This window comes from Streptomyces sp. NPDC001787 (genome assembly GCF_040297465.1).
Taxonomy (GTDB): domain Bacteria; phylum Actinomycetota; class Actinomycetes; order Streptomycetales; family Streptomycetaceae; genus Streptomyces.
Genome location: NZ_JBEOZE010000016.1, coordinates 144,481 through 166,688, shown reverse-complemented (window position 1 = coordinate 166,688; position 22,208 = coordinate 144,481). Strand labels below are relative to the sequence as shown.

At 70.7% G+C, this 22,208-nt stretch carries 18 protein-coding genes; 13 read left to right on the top strand and 5 right to left on the bottom strand.

The genetic code is table 11. The features are described 5' to 3' along the window. The first annotated feature begins 10 nt into the window (after positions 1 to 10). From ABT170_RS22615 to ABT170_RS22600, 4 genes are all read left to right on the top strand, one after another. The gene (locus ABT170_RS22615) at positions 11 to 1,900 is read left to right on the top strand and encodes an IucA/IucC family protein (RefSeq protein WP_329946832.1); all 1,890 of its coding nucleotides are present in this window, start codon (positions 11 to 13) and stop codon (positions 1,898 to 1,900) included. Between the two features lie 82 nt (positions 1,901 to 1,982). Further along, positions 1,983 to 2,672, top strand: coding sequence for a GNAT family N-acetyltransferase (locus ABT170_RS22610; protein ID WP_351870153.1), 690 nt, complete (start codon positions 1,983 to 1,985; stop codon positions 2,670 to 2,672). Between the two features lie 60 nt (positions 2,673 to 2,732). Further along, positions 2,733 to 4,604: an IucA/IucC family protein gene (locus ABT170_RS22605; protein ID WP_329946834.1), complete on the top strand. Its 1,872-nt coding sequence runs from the start codon at positions 2,733 to 2,735 to the stop codon at positions 4,602 to 4,604. A 38-nt stretch (positions 4,605 to 4,642) separates the two neighbouring features. Further along, positions 4,643 to 6,613 (top strand): ATP-dependent DNA helicase, encoded by a 1,971-nt coding sequence (locus ABT170_RS22600; RefSeq protein WP_329946835.1) that lies wholly within the window; start codon positions 4,643 to 4,645, stop codon positions 6,611 to 6,613. A gap of 76 nt (positions 6,614 to 6,689) precedes the next feature. On the opposite strand, the gene lexA is transcribed toward ABT170_RS22600, so the two are convergent. After that, positions 6,690 to 7,487, bottom strand: coding sequence for a transcriptional repressor LexA (lexA, locus tag ABT170_RS22595; protein ID WP_266924586.1), 798 nt, complete (start codon positions 7,485 to 7,487; stop codon positions 6,690 to 6,692). Positions 7,488 to 7,987: 500 nt separating this feature from the next. Here lexA and nrdR point away from each other — a divergent pair, with 500 nt between their 5' ends. Together nrdR and ABT170_RS22585 are read left to right on the top strand one after the other, a co-directional pair. Continuing rightward, positions 7,988 to 8,500 (top strand): transcriptional regulator NrdR, encoded by a 513-nt coding sequence (gene nrdR, locus ABT170_RS22590; RefSeq protein WP_329946836.1) that lies wholly within the window; start codon positions 7,988 to 7,990, stop codon positions 8,498 to 8,500. 165 nt (positions 8,501 to 8,665) lie between these two features. After that, positions 8,666 to 11,563 carry a vitamin B12-dependent ribonucleotide reductase gene (locus tag ABT170_RS22585; protein WP_351870149.1) on the top strand — a complete coding sequence of 966 codons (2,898 nt, stop codon included), beginning with the start codon at positions 8,666 to 8,668 and terminating at the stop codon, positions 11,561 to 11,563. 58 nt (positions 11,564 to 11,621) lie between these two features. Here the strand turns inward: ABT170_RS22585 and ABT170_RS22580 are convergent, their stop codons facing one another. Both ABT170_RS22580 and ABT170_RS22575 read right to left on the bottom strand, forming a co-directional pair. Next, positions 11,622 to 12,185 (bottom strand): dihydrofolate reductase family protein, encoded by a 564-nt coding sequence (locus ABT170_RS22580; protein WP_329946838.1) that lies wholly within the window; start codon positions 12,183 to 12,185, stop codon positions 11,622 to 11,624. Between the two features lie 45 nt (positions 12,186 to 12,230). Beyond that, on the bottom strand, positions 12,231 to 12,767 hold the full coding sequence (locus ABT170_RS22575; RefSeq protein WP_329946839.1) for a TerD family protein: 537 nt from the start codon (positions 12,765 to 12,767) through the stop codon (positions 12,231 to 12,233). Between the two features lie 234 nt (positions 12,768 to 13,001). Between ABT170_RS22575 and ABT170_RS22570 the strand changes: the two genes are divergently transcribed. Further along, positions 13,002 to 13,607, top strand: coding sequence for a YdbC family protein (locus ABT170_RS22570; RefSeq protein WP_351870145.1), 606 nt, complete (start codon positions 13,002 to 13,004; stop codon positions 13,605 to 13,607). A 57-nt stretch (positions 13,608 to 13,664) separates the two neighbouring features. Here ABT170_RS22570 and ABT170_RS22565 read toward each other — a convergent pair whose 3' ends face one another. Continuing rightward, positions 13,665 to 14,345, bottom strand: a complete 681-nt coding sequence (locus ABT170_RS22565) for a TetR/AcrR family transcriptional regulator (protein ID WP_351870142.1) — start codon at positions 14,343 to 14,345, stop codon at positions 13,665 to 13,667. Between the two features lie 88 nt (positions 14,346 to 14,433). Between ABT170_RS22565 and ABT170_RS22560 the strand changes: the two genes are divergently transcribed. The 6 genes from ABT170_RS22560 (at position 14,434) to ABT170_RS22535 (ending at position 21,363) form a co-directional block, all read left to right on the top strand. Beyond that, on the top strand, positions 14,434 to 16,131 hold the full coding sequence (locus ABT170_RS22560) for an ABC-F family ATP-binding cassette domain-containing protein (RefSeq protein ID WP_351870139.1): 1,698 nt from the start codon (positions 14,434 to 14,436) through the stop codon (positions 16,129 to 16,131). Then, positions 16,070 to 16,729 (top strand): histidine phosphatase family protein, encoded by a 660-nt coding sequence (locus tag ABT170_RS22555; RefSeq protein WP_266924598.1) that lies wholly within the window; start codon positions 16,070 to 16,072, stop codon positions 16,727 to 16,729. Before ABT170_RS22560 ends, ABT170_RS22555 begins: the two co-directional genes overlap by 62 nt. Before the next feature lie 12 nt (positions 16,730 to 16,741). Further along, the gene (locus ABT170_RS22550) at positions 16,742 to 17,665 is read left to right on the top strand and encodes an ADP-ribosylglycohydrolase family protein (RefSeq protein WP_351870136.1); all 924 of its coding nucleotides are present in this window, start codon (positions 16,742 to 16,744) and stop codon (positions 17,663 to 17,665) included. Between the two features lie 375 nt (positions 17,666 to 18,040). After that, on the top strand, positions 18,041 to 19,708 hold the full coding sequence (locus tag ABT170_RS22545) for a DUF4153 domain-containing protein (RefSeq protein WP_351870133.1): 1,668 nt from the start codon (positions 18,041 to 18,043) through the stop codon (positions 19,706 to 19,708). 253 nt (positions 19,709 to 19,961) lie between these two features. Then, positions 19,962 to 20,672 (top strand): ribonuclease HII, encoded by a 711-nt coding sequence (gene rnhB, locus ABT170_RS22540; protein ID WP_266924604.1) that lies wholly within the window; start codon positions 19,962 to 19,964, stop codon positions 20,670 to 20,672. Positions 20,673 to 20,730: 58 nt separating this feature from the next. After that, positions 20,731 to 21,363 carry a hypothetical protein gene (locus ABT170_RS22535; RefSeq protein WP_329946846.1) on the top strand — a complete coding sequence of 211 codons (633 nt, stop codon included), beginning with the start codon at positions 20,731 to 20,733 and terminating at the stop codon, positions 21,361 to 21,363. 67 nt (positions 21,364 to 21,430) lie between these two features. Here ABT170_RS22535 and ABT170_RS22530 read toward each other — a convergent pair whose 3' ends face one another. Further along, positions 21,431 to 22,072, bottom strand: coding sequence for a hypothetical protein (locus ABT170_RS22530; RefSeq protein WP_329946847.1), 642 nt, complete (start codon positions 22,070 to 22,072; stop codon positions 21,431 to 21,433). Between the last annotated feature and the right edge of the window lie 136 nt (positions 22,073 to 22,208).

Genomic DNA, 22,208 nt, shown 5'->3' with positions numbered 1-22,208 from the left:
GAAGACCGCCGTGAACCCCACACCCGTACCCGAGGCCGACGGCCCTCTCTCCCCCCAGCACCGAGGGCAGGACGGACCGGCAGGCCCCTGCACGGTCGAGGCGGCGACGGTGCCGCGCCAGAAGGCCGTCCCCCGCAGAGACCGGCGCCTGCCCACCGGCGCCCCCGGCGGCCCGGCACCGGCGGACCCGTTGGACCACCCGGACCCGTTCCGGGCCGCGGACGCGGCGGGCACCGAGAACCTCCTGCGCTGCTGGACCCGGGAGAACGACCTGCCCCGCCCCGGCCTCGGCACCCTCCGCATCCCCCTCCCCGCCACCGGCACGGCACTGCTCGCCCCGGTCCTCTACTGGTCCGCCACCGGAGCGCACCGCTTCGGCCCCCCGGTCCTGGAGAGCGCGCCCGAGGGCGCCCCGCCCGCCGACGCCGTCACCGTCGCGGCACTCCTCGGCCGGGAGGCCGACCGCCACGGCGGCACCGATCTGGTGGCCAGGGTCGCCGACTCGGTACGCCACACCGCCGGCTTCATCGCCCAGCGGCGGCGTACGCCCGAAGCCCCCGCCGGGTCCGGACCCTTCCTCACCGCCGAACAGTCCCTGCTGCTGGGACACCCGATGCACCCCACGCCCAAGAGCCGCGAGGGCCTCTCCGAGTCGGAGTCCCGACGCTACTCACCCGAGTCGCACGGCTCGTTCCCGCTCCACTGGATCGCCGTGGACCGTTCGGTGCTGGCCACCGGATCCTCCTGGACCGACCACGACGGCGCGGTCTCCGCCGAGGCACTCCTGGCCCCCCACACCGACGGACTGCGTGTCCCCGAGAACACCGCGGCGCTCCCGCTGCACCCCTGGCAGGCCGCCGAACTGCGGCGCCGCCCCGATGTGACCGCGCTCCACGACGCGGGCCTGCTCCACGACCTCGGCCCGCACGGCGAGCCCTGGCACCCCACCTCCTCCGTCCGTACGGTCTACCGGCCCGGCGCGGACGTGATGCTCAAGCTCACCCTCGGCGTACGCATCACCAACTCCCGCCGCGAGAACCTCCGCAAGGAACTCCACCGGGGCGCGGAGGTCCACCGGCTGCTCGGCACGGGACTCGCCGCACAGTGGCAGCAGGCCCACCCCGGCTTCGACATCATCAGGGACCCCGCCTGGCTCGCCGTCGACAGCCCGGACGGCCGCCCCGTACCGGGCCTCGACGTCATGCTCCGCCACAACCCGTTCGGACCGGGCGACGACGCCGTGTGCATCGCCGCGCTCACCGCGCAGCGCCCCTGGCCGGGCCGCACCCACATGAGTTCCCGGCTCGCGGAGATCGTCTCCGCACTGGCCGCGCGCACCGGCCGGACGACCGGAGCCGTCTGCGCCGAGTGGTTCCTGCGCTATCTCGACCGTGTCGTACGCCCCGTCCTCTGGCTGGACGCGACCGCGGGGGTGGCACTGGAAGCCCATCAGCAGAACACGCTGGTGCTGCTCGACCACGACGGCTGGCCCATCGGCGGCCGTTACCGGGACAACCAGGGCTACTACTTCCGCGAGTCCCACCGTGCCGAGCTGGAACACCGGCTTCCCGGCATCGGCGCCGTCAGCGACACCTTCGTCTCCGATCCCGTCACCGACGAGCGCTTCGCCTACTACCTCGGCATCAACAACGTCTTCGGCCTCATCGGAGCCTTCGGCGCACAGCGCCTCGCGGACGAACAGGTGCTCCTCGCCGCCTTCCGCCGGTTCCTCACCGGGGCCGCGGGGATGGGCTCGCCCCTGCCCACGTACCTCCTGGAGACCCGGCAACTGCGCTGCAAGGCCAACCTGCTGACCCGGATGCACGGCCTCGACGAGCTGGAGGGGCCGGTGGACACCCAGTCCGTGTACGTCACCATCGACAACCCGCTCAGCTCCTGACCCGCCGATCCCCCGGTGCGCACCCGCTGCCCGGGGCGTCCGGGGATCCGACCGCCCGCAGCCACGAGAGGAGAGCGTCACCGTGCCCCCCGCAGACGCGCACACCGGCGCCGAGGACACCCTCGACCTCAGGCTCTCCGAGGAACTCCTGGCCCTGTTCCGTGACGAATCGAAGGCGGCCGGCCTCCGGGCAGCCGCCTTCGACCTGCTCGGCGATCCGGCCTCCTGGCGCCCCGCCACCACCACCGCCGGAGAGTTCCGGCTGGTACCGGTGTGCCTGGACCGCGACCTCGCCGTGCTCAGCCGCTGGATGAACGACCCTGCGGTCGCCGCGTTCTGGGAACTCGCCGGACCCGACACCGTCACCGCCGACCACATCCGGCCACAGCTCGAAGGCGACGGGCGCAGCATCCCCTGTCTCGGCGTGCTCGGGGGTACGCCCATGAGCTACTGGGAGATCTACCGAGCGGACCTGGACCCCCTGGCGCGCCACTACCCGGCCCGCCCCCATGACACCGGCATCCATCTCCTCATCGGAGGCGTGAACAACCGGGGCCGGGGGGTCGGCAGCACACTGCTCCGCGCCGTCGCCGACCTCGTGCTCGACAACCTCCCCCTGTGCGCACGCGTCGTGGCGGAGCCGGACCTGCGCAACACCCCCTCCGTATCCGCGTTCCTCAGCGCCGGCTTCCGCTTCTGCGCCGAAGTGGAACTCCCCGCCAAGCGCGCCGCACTGATGGTCCGCGACCGAGCGCACCGTGCCCAGCTGTGAACAACTCGCCGTATTGCCCACACCGCTCGAACCCCATCGGTTCCACCCGGAGGAGTCCCCGTGCCGAAATACCCTGCGAGCCATGAATCAGCCGAGCCCCAGAGCCTGCTCAGGACCCCCGAGCTGAACCGGGCGGTCTGGGACCGGGCCGCAGCCCGGCTGCTTGCCAAGATGCTCGGCGAGTTCGCCTACGAAGAGATCATCGAACCGGTTCAACGGCCCGGCGGCCACGACACCTACACCGTCCCGCTCGACGACGGCGGCTTCCTGAGCTTCCGTGCCAGGCGCGGTGTCTACGGCAGCTGGCGCATCACACCCGAGTCGATCCGGCTGGGCGAGGAACCGTCCGGGACCGGGGCGTGCGGCGCCCCGGACACCCGGACGCGGCCGTTCAGCGACCCTCTGCACTTCCTCACCCGCGCCCGCGGCCTCCTCCGGCTCGACGGCGCCACCCTGGGCCATCTCATCCGCGAGCTCACCACCACGCTGTCGGCCGACGCCCGCCTCGACCACACCGCGCTCACCGCGGCACGCCTGGCCGACCTCGACTACGCCGAACTCGAAGGGCACCAGACCGGGCACCCGTGGCTGGTGGCCAACAAGGGGCGGCTCGGATTCTCCACCGTGGACGCCGCCGGGTTCACCCCGGAAGCCCGCAGAGCCGTCCGACTGCCATGGATCGCCGTCAGCACACGGATCGCCGGATATCGCGGGGTGACCCGGCTGGCCACGCCCGAGCGCCTGTACTCCGAGGAGCTCGACGCCGCCGTCCGCGCGTCCTTCGCCGCCGAACTCACCTCACGCGGACTCGACCCCGAGAGTTACCTCTACCTTCCCGTGCACCCCTGGCAGTGGAACGAGTGGATCGCCCCGCTCTTCGCGCCGGCCATCGCCTGCGGGGACATCGTCGCGCTGCACGCGGACGGCGACGCGCGTCTGCCGCAGCAGTCCATCCGCACGTTCTCCAACATCGGCCGGCCCGACCGGCACACGGTCAAGCTGCCGCTGTCGATCCTCAACACCCTTGTCTGGCGCGGTCTGCCCACCGAGCGCACCCTCGCCGCTCCGGCCGTCACCGCATGGGTGCAGGGCCTGTGCGAGACCGATCCGTTCCTGCGCGACACCTGCCGGGTCATCCTCCTCGGTGAGGTCGCCTCGGTGGCCGTGGAGCATCCGCTGTACGACCATCTTCCCGAGGTCCCCTACCAGTTCAAGGAAATCCTCGGGGCGATCTGGCGAGAGCCCCTGCCGCCCCGTCTGGCACCGGGCGAACGGGCCCGCACTCTGGCGTCGCTGCTGCACACGGACCCGCACGGCCGCGCGTTCACGGCCGAACTGGTCGACCGGTCCGGACTGACACCCACCGTGTGGCTCACCCGTCTCTTCTCGGCCCTCGTGCCGCCGCTGCTGCATTTCCTCTACCGCTACGGCACGGTGTTCTCCCCGCACGGCGAGAACGCCATCGTGGTCTTCGACGACCACGACGTCCCCGTACGTCTGGCGATCAAGGACTTCGTCGATGACGTCAACGTGAGCGCCCAGTCGCTGCCGGAGCACGACTCGATGCCCGAGGACGTACGGCGGGTCCTGCTGACCGAGGAACCCACCTTCCTGACCCAGTTCATCCACTCCGGCCTCTTCGTCGGGGTCTTCCGCTATCTGTCGCCGCTGTGCGAGGAACAGCTCGGTGTGCCGGAGGATGAATTCTGGTCACTCGTCCGCGCGGAGATCCTGCGCCATCACGCGCGGTTTCCCGAGCTCAAGGACCGGTTCGAGACGTTCGACATGCTCACCCCGCAGATCGAACGCCTCTGCCTCAACCGTAACCGTCTGCATGTGGACGGTTACCGGGACCGGCCCCAGCGTCCGCACGCGGCCATCCACGGCACCGTTCCCAACCCGCTCCACCCCGCGGCGTGCGGCCAGGAGTGATCGCCGTTGTCAGTGGTGCGCCGTAGGGTGGTCGGGCTATGACGAAGCCATCTCTCCCCGAGCTCCTCCATGCCGCCGTCACCGCTGTCGGCGGTTCGGAAAGGCCCGGCCAGGCCACGATGGCCGCCGCCGTCGCCGAGGCCGTGGACGACCAATCCCATCTGCTCGTCCAGGCCGGCACCGGTACGGGCAAGTCCCTCGGCTATCTGGTGCCCGCCCTGGCCCACGGAGAGCGTGTCGTGGTGGCCACCGCGACGCTCGCGCTCCAGCGCCAGCTCGTGGAGCGGGACCTTCCGCGCACGGTCGACGCGCTGCACCCGCTGCTGCGCCGCCGGCCCCAGTTCGCGATGCTCAAGGGGCGGTCGAACTACCTCTGCCTGCACCGGCTCCACGAAGGGGTCCCGCAGGACGAGGAGGAGGGGCTCTTCGACCAGTTCGAGGCGGCGGCGCCCTCCAGCAAGCTCGGCCAGGACCTGCTGCGGATGCGTGACTGGTCCGACGAGACGGAGACCGGCGACCGGGACGATCTCACCCCCGGGGTCTCGGACCGCGCCTGGGCGCAGATCTCCGTCTCCTCGCGCGAGTGCCTGGGAGCGACGAAGTGCGCGTACGGCGCGGAGTGCTTCGCGGAGATGGCCCGGGAGCGCGCCAAGCTCGCCGATGTGGTCGTCACCAACCACGCCCTGCTGGCCATCGACGCCATCGAGGGTGCCCCGGTGCTCCCGCAGCACGAGGTGCTGATCGTCGACGAGGCCCATGAGCTGGTCTCCCGGGTCACCGGCGTGGCGACCGGTGAGCTCACCCCGGGACAGGTGAACCGCGCGGTCCGCCGGGCCGCGAAGCTCGTGAACGAGAAGGCCGCCGACGCGCTGCAGACCGCGTCGGAGGGTTTCGAGCGGGTGATGGAGCTGGCGCTGCCCGGCCGGCTGGAGGAGGTGCCCGAGGACCTCGGCTACGCCCTGATGGCGCTGCGCGACGCCGCGCGCACGGTGATCTCCGCCCTGGGCGCGACCCGGGACAAGTCGGTCCAGGACGAGGACGCCGTCCGTAAGCAGGCCATGGCCTCGGTCGATTCGATCCACAGCGTCGCCGAGCGCATCACCCAGGGCTCGGAGTACGACGTCGTCTGGTACGAGCGGCACGACCGCTTCGGGGCATCCGTGCGCGTGGCCCCGCTCTCCGTCTCCGGTCTGCTGCGCGAGAAGCTGTTCGCCGAGCGCTCCGTGGTCCTGACCTCGGCCACGCTGAAGCTGGGCGGGGACTTCAACGGGGTGGGCGCGTCGCTGGGACTCGCCCCGGAAGGCACGGCGGGCGACGACTTCCCGCAGTGGAAGGGGCTGGACGTCGGGTCACCCTTCGACTACCCGAAGCAGGGCATTCTGTATGTCGCCCGGCATCTGGCCACACCGGGGCGGGAGGGGTCGCGCACGGACATGCTGGAGGAGCTCGCCGAGCTGGTGGAAGCGGCGGGCGGACGCACTCTGGGGCTGTTCTCCTCGATGCGTGCGGCCCAGGCGGCGGCCGAGGAGCTGCGTGGCCGACTGGACAAGCCGATCCTGTTGCAGGGCGAGGAGACGCTCGGTGAGCTGATCAAGAACTTCGCCGCCGATCCGGAGACCTGTCTCTTCGGCACGCTCTCGCTCTGGCAGGGCGTCGATGTGCCGGGGCCGAGCTGTCAGCTTGTGATCATGGACCGGATCCCGTTCCCGCGGCCCGACGATCCGCTGATGAGCGCGCGCCAGAAGGCGGTGGAGGAGGCGGGTGGCAATGGGTTCATGGCCGTGGCGGCGACGCATGCCGCTCTGCTGATGGCCCAGGGCGCCGGCCGGCTCGTACGGGCCACGGGCGACAAGGGTGTCGTTGCCGTGCTCGACCCCAGGCTGGCCAATGCCCGGTACGGAAGCTATCTGCGCGCCTCACTGCCCGATTTCTGGTACACCACGGACCGTAACCAGGCGCGACGCTCACTGGCCGCGATCGATGCGGTCGCCAGGACGGACGGCAGGTGACCGGGACGACGGCGGGCAGAGCAGGACCCCGGGATCGGCGCAGTGAATCCCGGGGCCCGGTCGAGGTCGGCGGGTTTCACACCCGCCGCAGCACCGCGACGACCTTGCCGAGAATGGTCGCCTCGTCGCCGGGGATCGGCTGGTACGCGGAGTTGTGCGGGAGCAGCCATACATGGCCGTCCTCGCGCCGGAAGCGCTTGACGGTCGCTTCGCCGTCCAGCATCGCGGCCACGATGTCCCCGTTCTCGGCGACGGGCTGACGGCGCACGGTCACCCAGTCGCCGTCACAGATCGCCGCTTCGATCATCGAGTCACCGACGACCTTCAGGACGAACAGCTCGCCGTCACCCACCAGCTGGCGGGGGAGGGGGAAGACGTCCTCGACGGACTCCTCGGCGAGGATCGGTCCACCGGCGGCGATCCGGCCCACCAGGGGTACGTACGAGGCGGCGGGCTTGCCCGTCGTGTCCGTGGGCTGGGTGCTGGGCTGGTCGGAGCCGCGGACCTCGTAGGCGCGCGGGCGGTGCGGGTCCCGCCGGAGGAAGCCCTTGCGCTCCAGGGCCATCAGCTGATGGGCGACGGACGAGGTGCTGGACAGGCCCACTGCCTGACCGATCTCCCGCATGGAGGGCGGATATCCCCGGCGCTGGACGGAATCGCGAATGACCTCGATCACCCGCCGCTGCCGGTCGGTCAGTCCCGAACTGTCCGCTCGGATTCCTGGGGGCCGGCCGGGCAATGAGCGCGCGGGGCGCGCGGGCTCCGGCCCCTCCGTGTTCATGACTGAGTCATTCATTGCATGCACCGGCTCAAGTCGGCTCTGGGAGCGGTGGTCCTGGGCAGTGATGGTGGCACTGTCTGCGGTGGTGGTCACGTCGGCCCCTCTCGAATGTTCTCCCTAGTTGGACAACGGTAGTAGCTTTCGAAAGGTTGCGCCAAACACACGTTCGAGTGAAAAACGAATAAAGGGCTGTCGTGGCCTTACCGTCAGGTGTATGCGCGGGACGCGGAGTGACCGGCAATTCGGTCCATCACGGTAGCGTTCCCGAGCGCGCCCCGGGGTGCGCGGGGCGGTCCGTGAGGGTGCCGTTCCAGTGTGTCATCCGGTGCCCCCGGGATCTCGGCGGCCGCGCGTTTCCCGTACCCTCATGGCTGGCCCGCCCGCCCCCGTACCGCTCCCGCCGTGCGACACGCGATAGGGGCGAAAACGCGGCCAAACCCTAGATCTAGTGGTTGGATTGCTCCGGCCGCCCAGAAGTTGTGGTCCCCGGTCATCGGGCTGATGGCCATCGCCTATGCTTGAACCTGCTTCAACGGGTCCGTACCGGACCTGAAGAGGCTATTCAGTCGTGCTGTGAAGGAGGGTTGGGAGCCATGCACTGCCCCTTCTGCAGGCACCCCGACAGCCGGGTCGTCGACAGTCGCACCACCGACGACGGCACGTCGATCCGCCGTCGCCGTCAGTGCCCGGACTGCTCCCGCCGTTTCACGACGGTGGAGACCTGCTCCCTGATGGTGGTCAAGCGCAGTGGCGTGACCGAGCCCTTCAGTCGCACCAAGGTCATCTCGGGCGTCCGCAAGGCATGCCAGGGGCGGCCCGTCACAGAGGACGCCCTCGCCAAGCTCGGCCAGCGGGTCGAGGAGGCGGTGCGCGCCACCGGCAGTGCCGAGCTGACCACCCACGACGTGGGTCTGGCCATACTCGGCCCCCTGCGGGAACTCGACCTCGTCGCCTACCTGCGCTTCGCGTCCGTGTACCGGGCGTTCGACTCACTCGAAGACTTCGAGGCCGCCATCGCGGAACTGCGCGAGCGGCGGCCCCTCGTGGAGGACTGTGGGAGCCGGGAGACCGTCGAGGTCCCGGCACCCGCCATCGCCGCCGACTGAGCGGCACGTGCCCGTCCCGCCCGGCAGAGGCCTGCCGGCGGAGACCGGGCAGTACAAGACCTGTTCCCGGAGTGCCGTACGCGGTGGCCGGAACATCAGACACACACTGTGTCCCGGGAAGAACTGGGCACTTCAGGGCGTTTTTGCCCACATATGGGAGGCGGCATGACAGAGACGGCGAGCGGCCCGGCACGAGGTTCCCGCACCAAGGGCACCAAGTCGAGCAAGGGTCTGCGTATCGAGCGCATCCACACCACCCCCGGCGTGCATCCGTACGACGAGGTGGCGTGGGAGCATCGTGACGTCGTCATGACCAACTGGCGCGACGGCTCGATCAACTTCGAGCAGCGTGGCGTCGAGTTCCCCGACTTCTGGTCGGTGAACGCGGTCAACATCGTCACCAGCAAGTACTTCCGTGGGGCTGTCGGCACTCCGCAGCGCGAGACCGGTCTGCGACAGCTGATCGACCGGATCGTGAAGACGTACCGGAAGGCCGGCGAGGAGCACAGCTACTTCGCCTCTCCCGAGGACGCCGAGATCTTCGAGCACGAGCTGGCGTACGCCCTCCTGCACCAGATCTTCAGCTTCAACTCGCCGGTCTGGTTCAACGTCGGCACGCCCCAGCCGCAGCAGGTCTCCGCCTGCTTCATCCTGGCCGTCGACGACTCCATGGAGTCGATCCTCGACTGGTACAAGGAAGAGGGCATGATCTTCAAGGGCGGCTCCGGCGCCGGCCTGAACCTCTCCCGGATCCGTTCCTCCAAGGAACTGCTCTCCTCCGGCGGCAACGCCTCCGGTCCGGTCTCCTTCATGCGCGGCGCCGACGCGTCCGCCGGAACCATCAAGTCCGGTGGCGCCACGCGCCGCGCGGCCAAGATGGTCATCCTCGACGTCGACCACCCCGACATCGAGAACTTCATCGAGACCAAGGTGAAGGAGGAGGAGAAGATCCGCGCCCTGCGCGACGCGGGCTTCGACATGGACCTGGGCGGCGACGACATCACGTCCGTCCAGTACCAGAACGCCAACAACTCGGTCCGGGTGAACGACGAGTTCATGAAGGCCGTCGAGTCCGGCGGCAAGTTCGGGCTGCGTGCCCGGATGACCGGCGACGTCATCGAAGAGGTCGAGGCCAAGTCCCTCTTCCGCAAGATGGCCGAGGCCGCCTGGGCCTGCGCCGACCCCGGCATCCAGTACGACGACACGATCAACCAGTGGCACACCTGCCCGGAGTCCGGCCGGATCAACGGCTCGAACCCGTGCAGCGAGTACATGCACCTGGACAACACCTCGTGCAACCTGGCTTCGCTGAACCTGATGAAGTTCCTCAAGGACGACGGCGAGGGCCACCAGTCCTTCGAGTCCGAGCGCTTCGCCAAGGTCGTCGAGCTGGTCATCACCGCGATGGACATCTCGATCTGCTTCGCGGACTTCCCGACCCAGAAGATCGGCGAGAACACCCGCGCCTACCGGCAGCTCGGCATCGGCTACGCCAACCTCGGCGCCCTGCTGATGGCGACCGGCCACGCGTACGACAGCGACGGCGGCCGTGCGCTCGCCGGCGCCATCACCTCGCTGATGACCGGCACCTCCTACCGGCGCTCCGCCGAGCTCGCCGCGGTCGTCGGCGCGTACGACGGCTACGCCCGCAACGCGGAGCCGCACCAGCGCGTCATGAAGCAGCACTCCGACGCCAACGCCAAGGCCGTCCACGTGGACGACCTCGACTCGCCGATCTGGGCAGCCGCCACGGAGGCCTGGCAGGACGTGATCCGCCTGGGCGCGAAGAATGGTTTCCGTAACGCGCAGGCCTCGGTCATCGCGCCCACCGGCACCATCGGTCTCGCGATGTCCTGCGACACCACGGGCCTGGAGCCCGACCTCGCCCTGGTCAAGTTCAAGAAGCTGGTCGGCGGCGGCTCGATGCAGATCGTCAACGGCACCGTGCCGCAGGCACTGCGCCGTCTCGGCTACCAGCCGGAGCAGATCGAGGCGATCGTCGCCCACATCGCCGACAACGGCAACGTGATCGACGCTCCCGGGCTGAAGACCGACCACTACGAGGTCTTCGACTGCGCGATGGGCGAGCGTTCCATCTCCGCCATGGGTCACGTCCGGATGATGGCGGCCATCCAGCCGTGGATCTCCGGCGCGCTCTCCAAGACCGTGAACCTGCCGGAGACGGCCACCGTCGAGGACGTCGAAGAGGTCTACTTCGAGGCGTGGAAGATGGGCGTCAAGGCGCTCGCGATCTACCGCGACAACTGCAAGGTCGGCCAGCCCCTCTCCGCGAAGACCAAGGAGAAGGAGAAGGCGGCGGTCACCGCCAAGGCCGAGGACACCATCCGCACCGCGGTGGAGAAGGTCGTCGAGTACCGTCCTGTCCGCAAGCGCCTGCCCAAGGGGCGCCCGGGGATCACCACCTCCTTCACGGTGGGCGGCGCCGAGGGTTACATGACCGCCAATTCCTACCCGGACGACGGTCTCGGTGAGGTGTTCCTCAAGATGTCCAAGCAGGGCTCGACCCTCGCGGGCATGATGGACGCCTTCTCCATCGCCGTCTCGGTGGGTCTGCAGTACGGCGTTCCGCTGGAGACCTACGTTTCGAAGTTCACGAACATGCGCTTCGAGCCGGCCGGTATGACGGACGACCCGGACGTGCGGATGGCCCAGTCGATCGTCGACTACATCTTCCGTCGTCTGGCGCTCGACTTCCTGCCCTTCGAGACGCGTTCGGCGCTCGGCATCCACTCGGCCGAGGAGCGTCAGCGCCACCTCGACACCGGTTCGTACGAGCCGTCCCTGGAGGACGGGGACCTGGACGTCGAAGGACTGGCCCAGTCCGCTCCGCTGCACGTGGAGCCCCTGAAGGCGGTGGCGGCTCCGGCGGAGACCGCTGAGAAGCCCGCCCAGAAGACGGCCCACACCTCGGCGGAACTGGTCGAGATGCAGCTCGGCATCAGCGCCGACGCACCGCTCTGCTTCTCCTGCGGTACGAAGATGCAGCGCGCCGGCTCCTGCTACATCTGCGAGGGCTGCGGCTCGACCAGCGGTTGCAGCTGACAGCTGGTAGACGGCTCACGGAGGGGACCGGCCCGCGGGGCGGTCCCCTCCGTGGTGTTCAGCTCAGGCGCTCATGGCGAAGGAGCACGACTCCATTGCCGAACGTCCTGGTCTCGACGAGCCGCAGACCGGTCCTGGTCCCCGGTGGACGGAACAGGGGATTTCCCTCTCCGAGGATGACCGGATGAATGCAGAGGTGGTACTCGTCGATCAGGCCGAGCCGCCCGAAGGAAGCGGCGAGGCCGGCACCGCCGAGCGCGAGGTCCCCCTCCGTCCGCTCCTTGAGCTCCAGGATCTCCTCGACGACGACCTCCCGTACGACGGTGGTGTTCCAGTCGGCCCGTTCGAGCGTCCTGGAGAACACGTACTTGGGCATGTCCCGCCAGATCCCGGCGAAATCTGCCATGGGAGCGGGGCACGACGGGTCGGCGTCCGCTGTTGGCCAGAAGTCGGCCATCAGCTCATGGGTGACACGGCCGTCGAGGAACGCCCCCATCGTCCTCAGCCGGTCGTTGAAGTAACCATGGACCTCGTCATCGACCAGGTGCCAGCCGATGTCGCGGCCGGGTCCCTCGAAGAAGCCGTCGAGGGATACCGACATCATCAGGATGATCTTGCCCATGCGGGTCCTCGCCGACGTGATCGGATCGGGGTTCCCGCCGCCGGATCAGGTCCCCGGGGTCTGGCTTCCCATCATCATGGCGAACGAGTCGGGGTCCCCCTCGAAGCCACGCACGGCCGAGCGGAACCCCCATACTCCCGAGCTGTCCCGGGTGAACTCGGCGACCACCGCCGCGGTGGCCGCGGGGACCCCGGAGAAGTCGTCCTCCGCGAGCGTGGTGTAGCCCTCGCGGATCTGCACCCCGGTGCGCTGTATCCCGCCGAACGTCTTGTGGCCGTTGCGCTGCTGGATGGCGACCCCGACCACCACCCGCCCGTACGTCGGCGCCAGCCGGTCCAGCTCGATGGTCATGACCTCGTCGAAGCCGAGGCCCTGGCCGGTCCTGCTGTCCCGGTTCAGCGCGATGGTGCCGTCCGGCGAGCGGCTGTCGAAGTGCACCAGGTACGAGGGGCTGCCGTAGGGCTCGTCCACCGTGTACGTGGCGGCGATGATGTCGAGGTCATTGGCCGGATCGCCGCTCTCGCTGGGGTCCCATTTCAGCCGTACTTCGACCTTCTCGATGTCCTTGTTGGGAGTACTCACAGGGCTTCCCTCCTGGCCGCCGCACCGACGGTCCGCTCTCATCAACCGATCATGTACGTAACTCTCCATGGAACCAACTGTCCTGACACCGGGCGACGGATTCGGGCCACCTGTACCGCGGTGGCGACACACCTGTGAACCGATGGATACGCGAGGGATCCGGGATGCGCCGATTCCGGGCAGGCATCGCCGAGCGGGTGACCTGTGCCACGTTCGGCGCCGTACGATGGCGCGGTGCTGGTCAAGTGGATTCGCTGCACCGTGGTCGACCGTCATGGCTTCGAGCGGGGGCAGCGAAAGTGGGCGGGGCTGCTCGGTGAGCCGGGGTTCAGGGGACAGAGCGGCGGGTGGAGCCGAGTGCACCCCGAAGTCGCCCATGTGTTCGCGTTCTGGGAGAACCGTGTCTTCTACGACTCCTTCATGGCCCGCGGCCACGACCGGATAGCTTCCGCGCAGTCGGGAACGCAACGGGACATGCAGGTCAAGCTCTTCGAGCACCGGTTCGACGTGAAGACCGGTTTCGAACCCCACTTCGCGGACGCGGACGTCGTCAGGGTGGCGCACAGCCGGGTGCACGAGGACCGGGTCGAGCACTTCGCGCTCATGCAGGAGCAGGTGTGGAATCCGGCGATGGCGGGGTCGCCGGGGATGCTGCGCGGGGTGTTCGGGGAAGCGCCGGGGCACGAGTTCCTGGTGCTTTCGATGTGGAATTCCGGCGCCGAGCGCGGCAAGTACCGGGCGGAGGGCGCCGAACGGCTGTCGGCGCGTGCGCAGACCGAGACGGATGTCGCGGAGCTGGCAGGGGACGTGGTGATGCTCGAACCGTCCTGGACGGTGTGAACGGCCCGCACCCGGGCGGAGGCTCCAACGGCCATGTCGCTCGCGCCGGTTGACCGGTCAGGGGCTGTCCGAGGTGTGGTCCGGGGTGGGCCCCGGTCGCGTCGGTGCCGTGAAGACCCCGGCCAGCGCCACGGCGAGCGCGGCGTCCGCCGCCCGGTCCGCGATGTCCGCGTCGACGGGTTCGCGCGTGATGAACAGGCGCAGGAACAGCGGTGCGGACGCCGCCCGCACCAGCGCGCCGGCGTCGGTGCCGTGGGGGATCTCGCCGCGTTCGGCTGCCCGCGACACCAGGGCCTCGCAGCGCGAGAACCGCTCGCCGTAGAAGGTGTGCAGTGCTTGTGCGGCCCGCGGTGACTGGAACGCGGCGGCGATGAACGCGGTCGGCGCGGCGGCCTCGGCGGGGTCGCTGAACGAATCGGCCGTCTCGCGCAGAAGCGCGCGCAGATCCCCCCGCAGGCTGCCCGTGTCGGGCGGCGTCCAGCCGTCCTCGCCCGCGAGTTCGAGAGCGTCGACGATCAGCCCTTCGACGCTGCCCCAGCGTCGGTAGAGGGTTGTTCTGTGCACGCCCGAGTGTTCGGCGACGTACTCGATGGAGAGCCCCGGGAAGCCTTGTTCGGCCAGCCCGGTGAGGACGGCGTCGCGGACGGAGGCCCGGGTGCGCGCGGTGCGTCCGCCGGGGCGCCGGGTGCCGGGTGCCGGATGTGCGCCGGCCGCTGGGGCGGCCTCTTCCTCACTCAATTGCTACTCCCGTTGCGTTAGTGGGCTCCAGTGTGCCACACTCTCGCTAACGCGACAATGAATGCATTTACCCGGCCTGGAGGCGCCCGTGTCCACTCAGATCTCGCTGCGCGATGTCACGGTGTCGCGTGGTGACCGGGTGCTGCTGGAAGGCGTCTCGCTCTCCGTCCGCCCCGGTGAACGCGTCGGCATCGTGGGGGAGAACGGTGCGGGGAAGAGCACGTTGCTGCGCCTGCTCGCCGGTCTTGAACGGCCCGATACGGGCGAGGTGGTCACGATGTCCGGGCGCGGCGCCGGGCTTCTGGACCAGGTCCCGCGGCTGCCGCCCGCCCGCACGGTCGGGGACGCGGTCGACGTGGCCCTGGCGGAACTGCGCACGATGGAGCGGCGGCTGCGCGAGGCCGAGGCCGGTCTCGGGGTGGCGAGTGGTGAAGCCCTCGCGGCCTATGGGGACCTTCTCACCGCCTATGAACTGCGCGGCGGGTACGAGGCGGATGCCCGCGTCGACAAAGCGATACAGGGAGTCGGGCTGGGCCATGTCGGCCGTGAACGGACCCTGGGCAGTCTCTCCGGCGGGGAGCGGGCGCGGCTCGGCATCGCCTGTCTGGTCGCCGCGGCCCCGGAAGTGCTGCTGCTGGACGAGCCCACCAACCACCTGGACGAGGCGGCCCTGGAGTGGCTGGAGTCGGAGCTGCTGGCCCACCCCGGCACCGTTGTCGCGGTCTCGCACGACCGGATCTTCCTGGAGCGGGTCGCCACCGCGATCCTGGAGATCGACGCCGACCGCAGATCGGTCGTGCGGTACGGCGGCGGTTACGCCGGCTTCCGTGAGGAACGGGAGGCCGCCCGCCGGCGGTGGGAGCAGGCGTACGCGCGCTGGTGCGAGGAGAGTGCCCGGCTCGCGGAGTACACGCGCACCACCGCACATGGCGTCGCGGCAGGCCGGGCGATCAAGGACAGCAACAAGATGGCGTACGACCGTGCGGCGGGGCGGGTTCAGTCATCGGTGTCCGGGCGGATCCGCCAGGCTCGGGAAAGGCTGCGACGGCTCCAGGACGAGCCTGTGGCCAGACCGCCGGAGACGTTGCGCTTCGCCGCCCGCCCCGCTGCCGGGGAGGCGTTGGGGGAGTTGCTGTCCCTGCGGGGTGTCCGTGTCGGCGATCGGCTCGCCGTCGACGAGTTCACCCTGTCGGCCGGGGAGAAGCTGCTGATCCACGGCGGGAACGGCTCGGGCAAGTCGACTCTGCTGCGGGTCATGGCCGGTGTCCTGGTTCCGGACACGGGCTCCGTCGTCCGCCGGGGCGGCATCGGGTATCTCGCGCAGGAGATCCCGGTGCGACGCCCCGCGGACCAGGTGCTCGCGGCGTTCGGCAGAGGGCTGCCGGGAGCCCCGGACGATCAGGCCGAACTGCTCCTGTCGTACGGCCTGTTCCGGCGCCGCGACCTCCATGTGCGCGTCGGCTCGCTCTCGGCCGGCCAGCTCCGGCGACTGGCGCTCGCCAGGCTGCTCGCCCGCCCCGCCGACCTGCTGCTCCTCGACGAACCGGCCAACCACCTCGCCCTCGGGCTGGTGCAGGACCTGGAGACCGCGCTGGAGCACTGGCCCGGGGCACTGGTGGTGGTCTCCCACGACCGACTGCTGCGCCGCCGTTTCGTTGGTCACATACGCCGGATGGAGTCCGGACAACTGCTCGATCGCGCCGGACTCGATCTAGGGTCGGTCCATGGCACGACCGCAGCGCATTGTCCTCGTCCGGCACGGCGAGTCCGAGGGCAATGCCGATGACACGGTGTACGAGCGGGAGCCCGACCACGCGCTGAGGCTCACCGCCACGGGGCTGCGGCAGGCCAGGGAGACGGGGGTCCGGCTGCGTGACCTGTTCGAGGGCGAGCGGGTGAGCGTCTATGTGTCCCCCTACCGGCGCACGCACGAGACCTTCCGGTCGCTCGGCCTGGACCTCGGCCGGGTGCGGGTCCGGGAGGAGCCGCGGCTGCGCGAACAGGACTGGGGCAACTGGCAGGACCGGGACGACGTGCGGCTGCAGAAGGCCTACCGGGACGCCTACGGGCACTTCTTCTACCGGTTCGCGCAGGGCGAGTCCGGAGCCGATGTGTACGACCGGGTCGGGGCGTTCCTGGAGAGTCTGTACCGGAGTTTCGAGGACCCGGACCACCCGGAGAACGTCCTGCTGGTCACCCACGGGCTGACCATGAGGCTGTTCTGCATGCGCTGGTTCCACTGGTCGGTGGCGGAGTTCGAGTCCCTGTCCAACCCGGGGAACGGCGAGACGCGCACCCTCCAGCTCGGCGCGGACGGCCGCTACACCCTCGACCGGCCATTCATACGCTGGCGCACCCCTGAGCCGTACGGCATCACCGGATAGAGTGGCAGGGCGATGACCGCTGATTCTGCTTCCGACCGGCGCTTCGAACGCGCCCTGGCCAGCCTGCGTGGGCTGTCCGTGGGAGACGCCCTGGGCTCCCAGTTCTTCGTCCCCGCCAACTATCCGCTGCTGAAACAACGCGCTCTGCCGCCGGGCCCGTGGCAGTGGACCGACGACACCGAAATGGCCTGCTCGGTGCTGGCCGTCCTCGTGGAACACGGCCGTATCGACCAGGACGCCCTCGCGCGCTCCTTCGCCGTGCACCACGATTTCGACCGGGGCTACGGTCCCGCCGTGAACCGGATGCTCAGGCTGGTCCGGGAGGGCGGCGACTGGCGTGAGCTGGCGTCCGCGCTGTTCCAGGGCCAGGGGTCCTGGGGCAACGGATCGGCGATGCGGATCGCGCCCCTCGGAGCCTGGTACGCGGGCGATCCGGAACAGGCCACTCACCAGGCCGAGATCTCCTCGTACACCACGCACCAGCACCGTGAGGCCGTGGTGGGAGCGATGGCCGTGGCCGCCGCCGCCTCACTGGCCGCGGCCCCCGGCGGCCCGCCGACGCCGGAGGGACTGCTGGACGGGGTGATCGCCCTCGTCCCCCGCAGCGCTGTCGGCGCGGGCCTGCGCCGGGCGCGCGACATGCTCGACTACCGCGACTCCGGGACGGTCGCCGCCGTCCTGGGCAACGGACGCCGCACCAGCGCGCACGACACCGTGCCGTTCGCGCTCTGGTCGGCGGCACGGAGTCTCGGCGACTTCGAGCAGGCGTTCTGGGAGACGGCCCAGGCCGGCGGTGACGTCGACACGACGTGCGCCATCGTGGGCGGAGTCGTCGCCGCGGGCGGGACGGGAACACCCCCGGCCGCCTGGCTCGCGCGGACGGAGGAGTTCCCGCGCTGGCTCGGCCCGGCACACGACTCTCGACACACGCACTGAAGTCCGGCCCGTCATCCCGGCGGGCGCGCGACGACGGTTACGGCACCTCGCGGCGTCGCCGGACGTCCGCGTACATCCGGTACGCGGACGTCCCTCCGCCGTGCGGCGCACCGCATCCGGCGCCGCGCGCCGATTCGCCGGGATCGCGGGAAAGCCTTGAGCAGAACACCCCGTCGCCCCGCGACCCGCCCCACCGCGCCGACTGTCACGGTCCTGCCACAGCATCACGCGGGAAGCCCGAGGACATCGGTCCGCAGCTACTCTTTCGGCCACGCCGCCCCTTGTCGATCTTGACGGGCGTGCGCCGAATGAGACGCCGGGGCAGCCGCGCAGCCCAGTCGCCGCGCGAGTGAACCCCGGTGGGGGAGGGGTCCCATGTCAGATCGACCGTCCGAGGAGTCCAGCCGGCCTTCCGAGGCGTCCGCCCCGTCCGGGGAGCCCGCCCGTGCGCGGGCGCAGCACGAACGGCACGGACAGGGAACCGGCCGGCACGAGGGCCACCCGTGGTCGCCCGGCCCGCCGGCGCCCTCGTCGCTGTCCCGGCTCCGTCCGGCCCCGCCGGCCGCCGTCCGGACCGCCACGCTCTGGGCGGTTCTGGCCACGGCGCTGCTCAGCGCGGCGCTGCTGGGCGACGGTCTCGGGGCGAACCTCCTGATCGTGGCGGTGCCCGCGGCGCTGGCCGCGTTCTTCGCCGCGAGGGCGGCGGGGCGCCGTCCTCGTCCATGGACGCTGACCTGGGCGGTCGGCGGACTCGCCCTCCTCACCGTCCCGGCCCTCCGGGACGCGGGCTGGCCGACCTTCCTCGCGGTCGTGTCGGCCCTCGCGCTGGGCTCGCTCGCCCTCCACGGCAGCCGGAGCTGGCCGGGTGTGCTGGCCGGTTCGCTGGGGATGGCCGACTCGATCGTTCCCGGGGCCCTGTGGGGTTGGCGCGGACTGCGCGACCGTACCGCCGGGTCGAGCGGTCACTGGGGCACGGCGATACGCACCACCGCGGTGGCCGCCGTGCTGCTGATCGTGTTCGGGGCTCTCTTCGCCGGCGCCGACGCCGCGTTCGCCGACCTCCTGAGCGACCTCGCCCCCGATGTGTCGGCCGCGGACGGACCGTGGCGGTTCTTCCTGTTCCTGGTCGGTCTCACGGGCGCCCTGGCCGCCGCCCACACCGCGGCTGCCCCGATGCGCTGGGACGGGATCACCGTTCGCCCCGGCAAGCCCCGCGGCAGCGCGGAGTGGGCACTTCCGCTCATCGTGCTCAATCTGCTGTTCGCGGCCTTCATCGCCCTTCAGCTGGCCGTCCTGTTCGGTGGCTACGGCAAGGTGCTGGAGGAGACCGGGCTGACCCGCGCCGAGTACGCCCGGCAGGGCTTCTGGCAGCTCCTCTGGGCCACACTGCTCACCCTGCTGGTGATCGCCCTGGCGCTGCGCTGGGCCCCGCGCGGCGGCAACCGGGACCGCACCCTCGTACGGTCCGTGCTCGGCACCCTGTGCGTGCTCACGCTCGTCGTCGTGGCCTCGGCGCTGCGCCGCATGGACCTGTACGTCGACGAGTTCGGCCTCACCCGGCTCCGGATATCCGTCGCCGCCGTGGAACTCTGGCTCGGCGTGGTGCTCGTGCTGATTCTGGCGGCGGGCGTGTTCGGCGCCCGGTTCCTGCCGAGGGCCGTCGCGGTCAGCGCCGCGGCCGGGGTGCTCGCCTTCGGGCTGCTCTCACCGGACGGGGTGATCGCGGAGCAGAACGTCCAGCGCTTCCGCCAGGACAAGCCGATCGACATCGCCTATCTCAAGGGCCTCTCGGCCGACGCCGTGCCGGCCCTCAACACGCTGCCGGAACCGCTGCGTTCCTGCGCGCTCCAGGACATCCAGCGGACCTTGGACTCCACGGACGCGCCTTGGTACGCCACCAGCTGGGGCGAGGCGCGGGCCAAGGACATCCTGAAGAACCGGAGAGCGACCGTCGAGGGACGGGGCTGCTACGCGCCGGGCAGCGGCAGCGAGCGTGACGGCTATACCGAGGAGGACCTCCACGACCCCTACGACCCGTACTGATCCACTGATCCACGGGGCCGGGCGGGACGTGGGCGGGACCGGGCGCCCTGCGGCCGGACCCCGACCCTGCCGGTCACGATCGGGCCGGATCCGAGCGGTTCCGTGCCGCTGCGGGGGCCCGCCCGCACGCCTTCCGGGGCCCTCGGCCGTGGCCGGTTCGCGCTGATCGGGGGCGGGCCGCGAGCGTATCCGCGGTATGCCGGGCGCCCCGGGGTGTTGCTGCCGTTGCTGTCGGCGTACGCTGGCTGGCGCCATGCCGTACGAACCACCCACGCACACCGTCGAGCGCTCGCTCCGCGCTACCACCGGTGCCAGAACCGTCGCCGGTGTCGACGAGGTCGGACGCGGAGCGTGGGCCGGCCCCGTCACCGTTTGCGCGGCGGTCACCGGCCTGCGGAAGCCGCCCGAAGGGCTCACCGACTCCAAGTTGATCACCCCCAGACGCCGAGCCGAACTGGCCCCGCTGCTCAAGAAGTGGGTCACGGCCTACGGACTCGGTCACGCGTCGCCGCAGGAGATCGACGAACTCGGCATGACCGCCGCCCTCAGGCTCGCCGCGGTGCGGGCCCTCGAAGGCCTGCCGGTACGTCCCGACGCCGTCATCCTCGACGGCAAGCACGACTACCTGGGGCAGCCCTGGAAGGTCCGAACCGTGATCAAGGGCGACCAGTCCTGTATCGCGGTCGCGGCGGCCTCGGTCATCGCCAAGGTCCACCGCGACCGGATGATGGCCGAACTGGGCGCGGAATCCGAGGAGTACACAGACTTCGCCTTCGGCGCCAACGCGGGGTATCCCTCTCCCGTACACAGGGCGGCACTGGAGGAGCGGGGGCCGACGCCCCAGCATCGCCTCTCCTGGGCGTACCTGGACGCGTTGCCCAGGTGGCAGCACCTGAAGAAGGTCCGTTTTTCCGCCGAGGCGGCTGAACTGGAAAGCGGGGGCCAGCTCGGCTTCGACTTCTGATCGCGCACACGCGCCCACCTCCGATGCCGACCGTGTCGGCGTTTCACCGACCACATTCATGCCTCTCATCCCCGAGGAGCCTCAGATTCACGAGAGCGCCCAGGGTCCCCGCGTCACTCCGGCCGCCGGCCGCACCGCGCCGACCCCCCGTCCCGTACCAGGTCCGCGTTCCGCGGCCACGCCGCGTCCCGGACGTCCGGTCCCGGGCCCCGCGCGGCCCGCGCCTCCGGCGCAGCGCACGCAACCCGCACCCACTCCCGCTTCCGCCCGGCCCGTGCCGGCCAAGCCGGAGAATCGTTCCGCAACGCAGCTCCAGGTGATCCCGGCTCCGGCCGGCGGCGCCCTCGACGCGGCCGAGGGGGCCGTCGACCTGCTGCTCGAAACCGGACGGGCACCGGGCGACATCCTGGTGCTCACCACCGGTGAGCAGCACCCGTGGGCCGCACACGAGCTCTCCTTCGGAGAGGCCGCCTACTGGGCCCAGCACGACGCCGGTGACGACGTCTTCTTCGGGGACGCGTCGGCGGTCGCCCGTGCCAAGGCCCGCCCCGTGGTCGTGGTCGCGGTGAACGGGGACGCCGATGGCGCCGCCGCCCGCACGCTGCTCGCGGCGCGGGAGCGCGCGGAGGCGCTGCTGATCGTCTGCGGCGACCCACAGACGATCAACTCCGCGCTCGGCGCGGGCGTCTGAGACGTCAGTCCCCGGTTGTCCGGTGTCCCGGCCGCCCACGCGGCAGTCGGGACATCGGGTAATCGTTTCAGCGGGCGGCGGTGCGCCGCAGGGCCTCCGCCGCTCCGCCGCCGGTGCTCGACGGTGCCGAGTGCCGACCGGCATCGGTGTCGGTCAGCGCCGACGGCCGTGACAGTGAACTGGGCCGACGGCCGCCCCGGCCTTCCCCCAGCACCTGCCAGCCGCCGCGGGTCAGCGTGATGTACGCGCCGCACCGGAGGCCGTGCAGTGTGCAGGCGTCGCGAAGCCCCCACATCCACGCGCCGTCCTCCTCGGTCCACCGCTCGTCGCCCTCGCGGCAGTAGAGGAGCACGGCGGTGCGTACCGGCGTGCGGCGGCGCAGATCGTGCGGAATGACACGGCGCAGATGGGCCAGCAGCGCGTTGCGGAAGTCCCAGCCGTCCGCGGGCACCGTGGTGCGGCGGACGAACGAGGCGCTGGCCGTGAGCCGCTCCTCGTGGTCGAGAACCGCGACGACGGCGGTGGAAGGCGTCGGACGGTGCCGGGCGTGCAGGCCGCTGACGACCTCACGCGGGCTGCGCAGGAGGGGGATGCCCGCGGAGGCCCACTCGGCCGGTTCGAGCATCCTGGCAAGGTGGTTGGCGGAGTATGCGGAAACCGAGGACGCCGCTGTCGCGGAGTCTGCGGACGGAGCGAATCCGAAGGTCACGGTCCTCCCTTCGCTACGCGCCCACGGTGCGGGCAGGGTGGGTGGGGGCGCGCCGCGGCACAGCCCTTCCGGGCCGCGAAGAGACCGTGCGGGGAGCGACTCCAATTCTTCCTGGCGTATCCGCAGGCGGCAACGA